Here is a 12,166-nt window from a genome sequence, read left to right on the forward strand (position 1 = left end):
TCACTCGGGCGTGAGTTTCGATCCATTATGGATCGCACCGTAGTCGCGGATCGTGATGCCGCACTGTTTCTCTTCAGCTTGATTTGATGAATTGTTTACCCGGAGCTGCGCCGCTTTGTGGTGCAGTGCTGCGGGCTTGCCGCAATTCGCGCCGCCAGGCACCCGGATGAGACGAAGGTCTATGGACGACAAGCGTGCTCTTCTCCTGAAACTGCTGGCCTCCGTGCAGCAGCAGGCCGCTCCCGCCCCCGCCCCCGCGCGGGAGGTCGAGGACATCGCGGTCATCGGGCTCGCGGGACGTTTCCCCGCGGCGCGGACGCCGGACGAGCTGTGGCGCAACGTCGTCGAGGGCCGCAACTGTGTCGGCGAGGTGCCCGCCGACCGCTGGAACGTGGACGAGCACTACCACCCCGACTCCCAGGACGGGCGCGGCTACAGCAAGTGGGCCGGCTGGCTCGACGACGTCGACAAGTTCGACCCGCTGCTCTTCCAGATATCGCCCTCCGACGCCGAGGAGATGGACCCCCAGGAGCGCCTCTTCCTGGAGTCCGCGTGGACGGCCGCCGAGGACGCCGGGTACGCGCCCCGAGGGCTCGGCGCGCAGGGTCCGGTGGGCGTCTTCGCGGGCGTGATGAACAACGACTACGAATGGCTGGCGGGGGAGAGCAGCGCCTTCGGCGTACACACGCACGCGCGGTCCGCCCACTGGTCGATCGCCAACCGCGTCTCCTACGCGCTCGACCTGCACGGCCCGAGCCTCACCGTCGACAGCGCCTGCTCGGCCTCGCTCACCGCCGTCCACCTGGCCTGCGAGAGCCTGCGGCGCGGCGAGTGCGCCACGGCGATCGCCGGCGGGGTCAACCTCATCCTGCACCCCATGCACCTACGGATGTTGGCGGACCGTCAGATGATCTCGCGCGGTGATCAGTGCCGCAGCTTCGGTGCGCACGCCGACGGCTTCGTGGACGGGGAGGGAGTGGGCACCGTCCTGCTCAAGCCGCTGCGCGCGGCGGAAGCCGACGGCGACCGCATCCACGCCGTCCTGAAGGGCTCAGCGATCAACGCGGGCGGCAGGACCAGCGGTTACACCGTCCCGAACCCGTCCGCCCAGGCCGAGGTGATCGCCGCGGCGCTGCGCCGGGCCGACGTCGACCCGCGCACCGTCACCTACGTGGAGGCGCACGGCACCGGCACCCCTCTCGGCGACCCCATCGAGATCGCCGGACTGCGCGAGGCCTTCCGCGCCGCCGCCGGCACCGCACCGGACCTCGCCCCCGCCGGCTGCGCCATCGGGTCGCTCAAGTCCAACATCGGGCACCTGGAGTCCGCCGCGGGCATCGCGGGCCTGACGAAGGTGCTGATGCAGCTGAAGCACGGCGTGCTCCCGCCGTCCCTGCACTCGGCGGAGCTGAACCCCGACATCGACCTGTCCGGCACCCCCTTCCACGTACAACAGGAGGCCGCGCCCTGGAACCGCGTCGTGGTGCGTGACCAGGACGGCGAGGAGAGGGAGTTGCCCCGCCGGGCCGGCATCAGCTCCTTCGGCGGCGGCGGGGCCAACGCGCACCTGATCGTCGAGGAGTACCGGGGGAGCAGGGCGCCGGTGGCGCCCGCCGCGGACGGCGGCGCCGCCGAACTGATCGTGCTCTCCGCGCTGAGCGAGGAGCGGCTGCGGGTCTACGCGCGAGAGCTCGCCGACTTCCTGGACGGGCGCCATCAGGGGCGGCGGGACGCGGGCCGGGCGGTCTCCGAGGAGTCCCTTGAGGCGTGTCTGCGGGTCGCCGCCGACGTCCTGCGGGTGCGGCCCGATGACCTGGACGCCGACCTGGAGCTCGCCGAGTACGGCCCGGGCGCCGCCGAACTGGCCGGGCTCAGCGAGCGGCTCGGCCTCGACCACACGGTCTCCGGGAAGACCACGCTGCGCGAACTGGCCCGTACCGAAGGGCAAGTGGGCGAGGCCGGTCTCTCCGCCTTCCCCGTGCTCTCCCTCGCCGACGTGGCGCACACGCTGCGTGTCGGCAGGGAGCAGCTGGACGTCAGGCTCGCCTTTCCGGCTGCCGAACTCGACGACGTACGCGCGGTGTTGAGCGCCGTCGCGGCCGGTACGGAGAGTGGCGTCGAGCTGAACGACGCCTCCCGCACCCGCCGTTCGGCGGACCGGGACGCGACGGACCACCTCGCCCGCGCCCTGGCCGACGGCGACCTCGCGGCAGCCGCCCGTCTGTGGACCCAGGGCGTCGAGGCGCGGTGGCCGGACAGCGGTGCGCGGCGGATCGGCCTGCCCACGTATCCCTTCGCCCGCAAGCGCTATTGGATACCGCTGCCGGAGCGGAACTCGGCGACCACCGTGATACCGGCGACCACCGTGATCCCGGCGACCGGCCAGGGCTCGGCGGCCACCTCGAACCCAGTGACCACTCCGGCGAAGGACCTCATACGTACGTCCGCGCAGGACCCCGAAGACGACTCGCTCGCCCCCGCGCTCGGCTTCTACCAGCCGTGCTGGTCCCCCGAAGACCTCCCGGCCGCGGCCCCCGCCTCGTCCGCCGCCGCGGGTTCCGGCCAGGTGACCGTGCTGACCGCGGGCGAACCCGACGCCCTCGCCGAGGCCCTGCTCCGGCAGCACCCCGGAGCCCGCCTCCTCCGCCTGGACCGCGACGATCCGGCGGCCCTGCTCACCGAACCGGTGCGGCACCTCTTCCACCTCGGCGGTCTGCGCCGTCCTGACTGCCTCGACGCCGCCCTGCGCGACGGGGTGCTCGCCCTGTTCCGCGCCCTCGGCAGCCGGACCGCGGTGAACGGCGGCAGGCCACGGCTCACCGTGGTCACCGCGGGCGCGCACGGAGACAACCCGCATGCGGCGGGCATCCTCGGCTACGCCCAGGTTGTCGCCGCCGAGTACCCCGAACTCGACGTCACCTGCGTGGACGTGGCCGACACCGAGCCCGTTGACGCGCTGCCCGCGGTCCTCGCCGAACCCCCGCACCCGGCGGGACGTGCCGTCCTGCTGCGCGGCGGCCGCCGCCATGTCCGGCAGCTCGTGAAGACGCCCGTGCCCCCGCCCGGCCGCTCCCCGTACCGCACCGGGGGCACCTATCTGATGGTCGGCGGCAGCGGCGGCATCGGGCGTGCCCTGTCCGAGGAGCTCGCGGAGCGCCACCGGGCCTCCGTGGTGTGGATCAGCCGCGGCGAGCTCGGCCCCGAGCAGCTGGCCACCGCGGAGCGGGTGCGTGCGGCGGGCGGCCGACTGCTGCACCTGCGCGCCGACGCCGCCGACCCCGCCGCGCTGCGCGAGGCCGTCGCCGAGGCCAGGCGGCAGTTCGGCGCGCTCCACGGCGTGTTCCACGCCGCCATGACCTTCAACGCCAGCACGATCGCCGAACTCACCGAGCCCGAACTGCGCGCCGCGCTCGCCGCGAAGGTCGACGGCTCGCTCGCGCTGACCGCGGCGCTGGCCGACGAACCGCTGGACTTCCTCGCGTTCTTCAGCTCGGTGGGTTCCTTCGTGAGCGCCGCCGGCAACGCCGCCTACGTGGCGGCCAGTTCCTTCCAGGACGCCTACGCCCGCTCGCTCTCCACCCGACTCCCTTGTCCCGTACGGGTGGTGAACTGGGGCTACTGGGGCCTCGTCGGCTCCGGCGCGCAGCCCGGACTCCGGGAGATCTTCCGCAGGACCGGCGTCGCCGAGTTCACGGTGCGCGAAGGACTCGACGCGCTGGAGCGGGTGCTCGTCCACGGCCCCGTCCAGGTCATGCCGATCCGCGCCGACCGGCGGGCCCTGGAAGCACTCGGCCACCGCCCCTCCGCGCTCGCCGGGCGGTTCGCCGCGCCCGCGCCCGCGGGACCCGGCGCCGACGCCGTCCTCGCGGGCTACGACCGGCTCTCCGCGCTCTGCGACACCGCGCTGCTCGGCGTCTACCAGCGCATGGGCGCCTTCGCACGGCCCGGCGAGCGGGACAGTGCGAGTGGCCTCGCCGACCGGCTCGGTATCGTCCCCAAGTACCACCGGCTGCACACCGCGCTGCTCAACATCCTCGCCGACGCGGGACATCTGACCTTACGCGGCGACACGGTCGAGCTGCTCGCGCTCGCGGACGGCACCGGCCTCGACCACGCCGAGAGGGAACTGGACCGGATCGCCGCCGACCACCCCGACATCACGGCCACCGTCGAGCTGACCCGGCTGTTCCTGCGGAGCTACCCGCAGGTGCTGCGCGGTGAGGTCGGCGCAACCGAGATCATGTTCCCCGACGCGTCCATGGAGCTCGTCCAGGACTTCTACCGGGGCAACCCGCTCACCGACTCCCTCAATGAACTCGCCGCCGAAGCGGTCGCCGAGCACGCCCGGCGGCGGGTGCCGGAACTCGGCGCGGGAGAACGGCTGTGCGTCGTCGAGTTCGGCGCGGGCACCGGCGCCACCACCGACCGCGTCCTGCCGGTCCTGTCCGCCTGGGCCGACCGTGCCGAGTACGTCTTCACCGACATCTCGCCGCAGTTCCTGGAGAGCGCCGAGCAGCGCTTCGGCTCCCGCCATCCGTTCACCCGCTTCCGTACGCTCAATCTCGAACGGGGCCTGGCCGAGCAGGGGTTCACGCCCGGCGGCGTCGACGTCGTGGTGGCCACCAATGTCGTGCACGCCACCGGCGACCTGCGCCGCACACTGCGCAAGGCCCGCGAACTCCTGCGCCCCGGCGGGCGTCTGGTGCTCAACGAACTGACGTCGATCCGCAGCAGCATCACCGTCACCGGCGGCGTCCTGGACGGCTGGTGGGCCTTCACGGACCCGGAGCTGCGCATCAAGGACGCCCCGCTGGCCACCGCGCAGACCTGGCAGCGGCTGCTGATCGAGGAGGGTTTCGACGACGCCCTCGTCCTCGACCGCGGCGCGGCCCTCGGCCAGCACGTGATCATCGGCCAGAACGCGGAAGCGGGCACGGTCGACGTCGCCACGCCCGCGCCGACCGCTTCCCGGGCGGCGTCACCCGGCGCCTCGGCCCGTCCGGCCGGGCAGGGGGCGCTCTCCCGGCTCCGCGACATCGTCACGGCCACCCTGAAGCTGGACGAGCCGATCGACCCGGACCGCCTCCTGTCCGACTACGGCTTCGACTCGCTCAGCGGCATGAAGATCTCCGCGGTCATCGAGGAGGATCTGGGCATCCGGCTCCGCCTGGGCGACCTGCTGCAGCATCCCACGCTGCGTGAACTCGGCGCTCATGTCGCGGCGTTGGGGGGCACGGAGCCCGAGACGGACGAACCCGTCGAGGTGTGCCCGGTGCGTGAGCCCGTGGAGTTCCCGCTCTCGGCGGGCCAGCGCGCCCTGAGCGTGATCGAACAGACCGCGCCCGGCACCTACGCGTACAACCTGCCCCTCGCGTTCTGGCTGGAGCCGGACACCGATGAGGAGGCCCTGCGCGCAGCCCTGCGGTCCATGGTCGACCGGCACCCCCAGCTGCGGGCCCGCGTCGTCGGCGGCGACCGGCAGATCGTCGACCCGGAACAGGAACTCGCCTTCGAGCGCAGGCAGTTGGACACCGGCGACGTGACCGAGGTGCGCGAGGCCGCCAGGAAGTGCGTACGCGAACCCTTCGACCTGGCCGGGGGACCCCTGCTGCGGGCCACGCTGTTCGCCCTGGCGGACGGCAGGCGGGTCCTGCTGCTCACCTTCCACCACATCGTCTTCGACGGCCTGTCCATCGCCGTCTTCCTGCGTGAACTGGCCGCGTTCTACCGGCAGTCCCCACCCTCCGCCGAGCCCGCCGCCACCTTCGCCGACTTCGTGAACTGGCAGACGGAGCTGCTGGGTTCGGAGCGCGGCGAGCGCCTGCGCGAGTACTGGCTGCGACAGCTGTCCGGTGAGCTGCCCACGCTCCAGCTCCCGTTGGACCGGCCCCGCCCCGCTGCCCCCAGCTACCGGGGCGCCTCGGTCGAAGGCCGTCTGGAAGCACGGCAGATCGAGGCCGCGCGACGCCTCGCCGCCGAGGAGCGCACCTCGCTCTTCGCGGTGCTGCTCGCCGCCTACGCCACCCTCCTGCACCGCTACTCCCAGCAGGACCGCATCCTCATCGGGACGCCCGTCGCGGGGCGGCCCGCGCCGAAGTACGCCGACGTGCTCGGCTACTTCATGAACATGGTCGTCCTCAAGCACGACATCGACGACGACCAGGACTTCCGCACCCTGCTGCGTGGGGTGCGGGACACCCTTGTGGAGGCCCTGGAGCACAGCGACTACCCCCTGCTGACGCTCGCTCAGGAGCTCCGGGCCTCCCGCCTGTTCGACACCGCCTTCTACTTCCAGAACTGGGTGGAGGACGACGGCGACACCGGCCCTGTGGCCGCGGTGTTCCCCGGAGTCCACCAGGAAGGCGAGTTCGACGTCACGCTGGAGGTCGTGGAGGAGGCCGCGGGCGCCCGGTACTGCCTCAAGTACAACCCGGACCTCTTCGACGAGGAGACCGTGCGCAGGCTCGGCGACCACTTCGGCGTCCTGCTCGCGTCGGCCCTCGCCACTCCTGACCAGGGCCTCGGCCGTCTGCCCCTGCAGAGCGCCGAGGAACTGCGCGGCGAAGAGGAGCGGCACCGCATCGCCCGGCGTGACTACCCCGCGGACAGCACACTGCCCGCGCTGCTCGCCGAGCAGGCCCGCCGCACGCCCGAGGCGATCGCGGTGTCCGACCGGGACGCCACGCTGACCTACCGCGAACTCGCCGTGCGCGTCGACGCGTTGGCGGCTCGCCTGTGCCACCGCGGCGTCGCCCGGGGGTGCAGAGTCGGCGTGCTCGTCGACCGGTCCGCCGACATGCTCGTCGCCCTGCTCGGCGTCCTCACGGCCGGGGGCGCGTATGTGCCGCTCGACCCCGACTACCCGGTCGACCGGTTGCGCTACATGGTCGAGGACGCCGGAGTGCGTCTGCTGCTCGCCCGCTCCGGACAGAGCGTCGACCTCGGCATGCCGGTCCTGCAGGTCGACGCGTACGACGACGGTGGCGAGGGGATCCTGCCGGCGCCGAGCGCCAGGCCCGCCGCGCACGATTCCGCGTACGTCATCTACACCTCGGGATCCACCGGGCGCCCCAAGGGTGTTCAGGTGCCGCACGGTGCCCTGGCCAACCTCCTCCTCTCGATGGCCGAGGAGCCCGGGTTCTCGGCGGACGACCACCTCCTGGCGCTCACCACCGTCTGCTTCGACATCGCCGCCCTGGAACTGTTCCTGCCGCTGATCACCGGCGGCCGCGTGGAGATCGTGCCCACCGAGGTCGCCCGCGACGGCGTCCTGCTGCGCCGCCTGCTCGACGCGAGCACGGCCACGGTCGTCCAGGCCACGCCCGCCACCTGGAAGATGCTGCTCGCCGCGGGATGGGCGGGCAACCCCGGCCTGAAGGCGCTGTGCGGGGGAGAGGCGCTCGACCAGGACACCGCCGAGCGGCTGCTGGCCCGCGCCGGTCAGGTCTGGAACATGTTCGGCCCGACCGAGACCACGATCTGGTCGGCCGTGTGCCGGCTCGCGCCCGGCGAGCGAGTCACCATCGGCCACCCCGTCGCCAACACCCGGCTGCACGTGCTGGACACCCGCGGCAGGAAGCTCCCCGCCGGAGTGCCCGGCGAGCTGTACATCGGCGGCGCGGGCCTGGCCACGGGCTACCTGGGCCGACCCGAGCTGACCGCCGAACGGTTCGTCACCGTCGACGGCGACCGCCTCTACCGCACCGGCGACCTGGTGCGCACCCTGCCCGACGGCCGCATCGAGTACCTGAGCAGGCTCGACGCCCAGGTGAAGGTCCGCGGGTTCCGCATCGAACCGGCCGAGATCGAGACGGCCTTGCGCGGACAGGACGGAGTTCGCGAGGCCGCCGTGGTCGCGCGGTGCGTCGGCGGCGACAACGTCCTGCACGCCTTCCTCGACCTCGACGAAGGCGCCGGTGTGCCGCCCCGCGAGGCCCTGGCCCAGTGGCTGCCCGCGCACATGGTCCCGGACGTCCTGGTACCGCTTGCGGAGCTGCCGCGCACGCTCAACGGCAAGGTGGATCGCGGGAGGCTGACCGACGCCCCACTGGCCGAGCTGCGCGGACCGGGCGGCGGTAGGGAGTCGGGCTGGGACATCGTGCGGCCCAGGGTGCGGACAGAGACCGAGGGTGCGCCCCAACTGGCCTCCCTCGTAACCGAGTTGAGTGCGATGATCGCCGAGCTTCTGGGCGCGGAGGCCGCGGAGATCCCCGCGGACGCGCCCCTCGGCGGGCTCGGGATGAACTCCATCAGCTTCACCACGCTGAGTACGCGGATCAGCGAGCGGTACGGGACCGAGGTCCTGCCCACGCTCTTCTACCGCCACCCGACCGTGGCCGCGGTCGCCGCGCATCTGGTCGAGGCCCGGGAGACGCCGCAGGCCCGGGAGACGCCTGAGATCCACGAGACACCTGAGCTCCAGGAGATGCCTGAGCTCCAGGAGACCTACGCGGTCCCGGTCCGACGGACGGCTCCCGAAGCTCCCCCGGCCGACCCGGCGCCGACCGGTGACGTCGCGATCGTCGGCATGGCGGGCCGCCTCCCTGGCTCCGCCGACCTGGCGGAGTTCTGGGAGAACCTGGAGCAGGGCAGGGACCTGGTCACGGAGATTCCCGCCGGGCGCTGGGACTGGCGGGCGCACGCGGACAACTCCCGCTCCCGCTGGGGCGGTTTCCTCTCCGACGTCGACCGCTTCGACGCCGCCTTCTTCGTGATCTCCCCGCGCGAGGCCGAGCTGATGGACCCCCAGCAGCGCCTCCTCCTTGAGGTGGTCTGGTCGGCGATCGAGGACGCCGGGTACCGCGCGTCCGACCTCGCGGGCAAGCGGGTCGGCGTCTTCATCGGTACGACCAACTCCGACTACGCGGAGGTGCAGCGCGCCTCCGGGCGGTCCGCCGACGCGCACACGCTCACCGGGGCCGCGCTGTCGATCATCCCGAACCGCATTTCGTACCTCCTCGACCTGCGCGGTCCCAGCGTCGCCGTGGACACGGCCTGCTCCAGTTCGCTCACCGCCGTGCACCAGGCGGTCACCGCGCTGCGCGACGGGACCTGCGACCTCGCCATCGCGGGCGGCGTCAGTCTGATCCTCGATCCCGGTCTCTACGAGGCGCTCAGCCGCAACGAGATGCTCAGCGAGGACGGCCGGTGCAAGGCGTTCGACGCCTCCGCCAACGGCTATGTGCGCGGCGAGGGCGTGGGCGTCGTCGTGCTGCGCGATCACACCGCGGCCCGCAGGGACGGCGACCGGGTGGCGGCGGTCATCAAAGCGGCCGCGGTCAACCACGGCGGGCGCACCACCTCGCTCACCTCGCCCAACCCCGCCGCACAGGCCGATCTGCTCGTCGACGCCTACAGGGCCGCGGGCATCGATCCGCGCACCGTCGGCTACATCGAGGCGCACGGCACCGGTACGGCGCTCGGCGACCCGATCGAGACGACCGGCCTGACGGAGGCGTTCGGGCGGCTGTGCGGGGACGTGGACGCCGGCACCGGGACCACCATCGGCGTGGGCTCCGTGAAGACCAACATCGGTCACCTGGAGGCCGCCGCGGGCATCGCGGGTCTGTTCAAGGTCGTCCTGGCGCTGCGCCACCGCACCCTCCCGGCCAGCCTCCACTTCCGCGAGCGCAACCCCTATCTCGCGCTGGACGGCGGCCCCTTCGAGATCGTCGACTCCACGCGGCCCTGGCCCGCTCCGCTCGCGGAGGACGGCTCCCCGCTGCCCCGCCGGGCGGGCGTCAGTTCCTTCGGCTTCGGCGGCGCCAACGCGCACGTCGTCATCGAGGAGGCGGAGGGGACGCAGGCGGCGGCGCCGGCTCCTGACGCGGCGGTCGACGACCTGTTCGTCCTGTCCGCCAAGTCCGAGCACGCGCTGCGGGAGCAGGCCCGGCGCCTGGCCGCCCGCGTCCGCGCCGATGAGCCCTCGCCCGCCGATGTCGCGCACACCCTGCGCGTCGGCCGCGAGGCCATGGACGAGCGCCTCGCCTTCGTCGCCCGTGGCCGCACCCAGCTGCTCGACCGACTGGATGCCTGCGCGGAGGGCCGCTCCGCCGAAGGCCTCCTGCGTGGGCGGGTGGGCGCCGCACAGCGCCGTGCCGTGGCGTCGCGCGGCGCCGCCTGGCGGGACTTCGTGCGTGCGCTGTCGGCCGAGCGCGACCTGGAGTCCCTGGCGCGGCTGTGGACCGATGGGGCGGACGTGGACTGGTCCGGGCTGCCCGCAGGCCGCCGGATCGGCCTGCCGACGTACCCGTTCGAGCCGACTCGTCACTGGGTCGACGCTCCGTCCGGGCCCGGGAACCCGACCGCCGCCCGGGGCGGCTCCGCGCGGGCCGACCTGGCTGAGCTGCTCGACGAGAACGTCTCGACGTTCGGTGAGACCGCCTTCGCCAAGCACCTCACGGGCTCGGAGTTCTATCTCGCCGACCACCGGGTCGGCGAGGAGCGCGTACTGCCGGGCGTCGTGTACCTGGAGATGGCGCGCCTCGCGGGCGAGCGGGCGCACGGCGACGCCGCCGCCCGGGTCCTGCGCGTCGACGATGTCGTCTGGGCCGCGCCGGTCGCGCTCGCCGACGGGCGACGACGGGACCTCCGGGTGGTCGTCGCGTCCTCCGGCGAGTTCGAGATCACCGGCGAACGCCCCCATGCCCGCGGCCGTCTGGTCTTCGAGGGCACGGACACCGCCGCGCCGCCCGCCCGCGTCGACGTGTCCGCGGTGCGCGCCCGGTGCCACCGGAGCAGGACCCGGCAGGAGTGTTACGACTACTTCGCGGGACTCGGCTTCGCGTACGGGCCGACGTTCCAGGTGATCGAGGAGCTGGCCCTCGGCGAGGGCGAGGCGCTGGCCCGGCTGCGCCGCCCCGAGGTCGGCGCGCACCGCTTCCACCCCTCGCTCCTCGACGGGGCGCTGCAGACCGCCGGGTGGCTCGTGGCGGGTTCGACGGCGCACCTTCCGTACGCGATCGGATCCGTGCGGATCCTCGACGAGCTGCCGGCCGACTGCCTCGTGCACGCCGTCGCCGTGGAGAGCCGCGCCGACACGCAGGTCTTCGACATCGACCTGGCCGCCCTCGACGGGAGGGTGGTGGCGCGGATCGAGAGGTTCACGCTGCGGGCGGTGCCGCGGGCGGAGCGCGACGTGCAGGTGCCACAGGCGGCGCATGACGTGCACGCCTTCGAGCCGGTCTGGGAGTCCGAGCCGGTCGCGGAGGGGGCCGCGGAGGGTGCGGCATCCGCGCCGCGCGTCGCGGTCGAGCCGCTGACCGTGCTGGACACCGGTGACGGCCGCGCCCAGGCGTTGCGTGATGAACTGGCCCTGCTCGCGCCGCAGTTGACGGTCCAGGTCGGCGGCGCGACCGCGCGGGCCTCGCGCATCGTCCACCTGGCCTCCGGCGAAGACCTCGACGCGGCGGTGCGCGGCGGCTTCCACGCCGCGCTGGACCTCTGCAGGCGGCGGATCGTCGAACACGGCGGACCTCTGCGGTACTTGTACGTCCACGAGGACGGGCCCGGAGCGACCGGCGCCGCGCACGCCGCGCTCGACGGCTTCGCCCGGACGATCGGCCAGGAGCACCCCGGCATCCGGATGAGCGTGCTCGGCCGAGCCGACACCCGCCCGGCCACCCCGCGCGAACTCGCCCAGCTCGTGCTTGCCGAACTCGCCCAGCTCCCCGAACTCTCCGAAGACGGCGCGGCGGAGGTGCGTTCCGAAGGCGGTCGACGCGCGGTGCGCGGCTGGCGCCCCGTGGAACTGCCCGCGCCCGCCGGCGCCTCGCCGTTCGCCCGCGACGGCGCCCACCTCGTCACCGGCGGCACCGGGCGGCTCGGACTGCTCGTCGCCGAACGGATCGCCCGGCACCCCGCCGCGGGCGTCGTCCTCGTCAGCAGAACCCGCCCGACGGAGCAACTCCCCGACGGCTGGCTGCACATCCAGGCCGACGTCGGCGTGCGCGCCGATGTCGAGCGTGCGGTGGACGAGGCCCGACGCCGGTTCGGGCGCATCGCCGGAGTGGTCCACGCGGCGGGCACGCTGAGGGACTCGCTCGCGCTGCGCAAGAGCGGCGCGGACGCCGACGCGGTGCTCGCGCCCAAGGTGCGCGGCCTGGTCCACCTGGACGAGGCGACACGGTCGGACGCCCTCGACTACTTCGTCGCGTTCGGTTCGAGT

General features: G+C 73.3%; 2 protein-coding genes (1 of these 2 running past the window's edge). One reads left to right on the plus strand and one right to left on the minus strand.

Features of this window, described 5'->3' with window-relative positions:
* Positions 1–192 carry a hypothetical protein gene (locus AB0B50_RS02990; protein WP_362324527.1) on the minus strand — a complete coding sequence of 64 codons (192 nt, stop codon included), beginning with the start codon at positions 190–192 and terminating at the stop codon, positions 1–3.
* On the opposite strand from AB0B50_RS02990, the gene AB0B50_RS02995 reads away from it, so the two are divergent.
* Positions 182–12,166, plus strand: partial view of an amino acid adenylation domain-containing protein gene (locus tag AB0B50_RS02995; protein ID WP_362324530.1) — the 5' portion only. It continues 11,577 nt past the right edge of the window; only the first 11,985 of its 23,562 coding nucleotides appear in the window; its start codon is at positions 182–184; its stop codon lies off the right edge, out of view. The genes AB0B50_RS02990 and AB0B50_RS02995 overlap by 11 nt on opposite strands.

Origin of the sequence: Streptomyces sp. NPDC041068, assembly GCF_040647455.1 — a bacterium.
Taxonomy (GTDB): Bacteria; Actinomycetota; Actinomycetes; order Streptomycetales; family Streptomycetaceae; genus Streptomyces.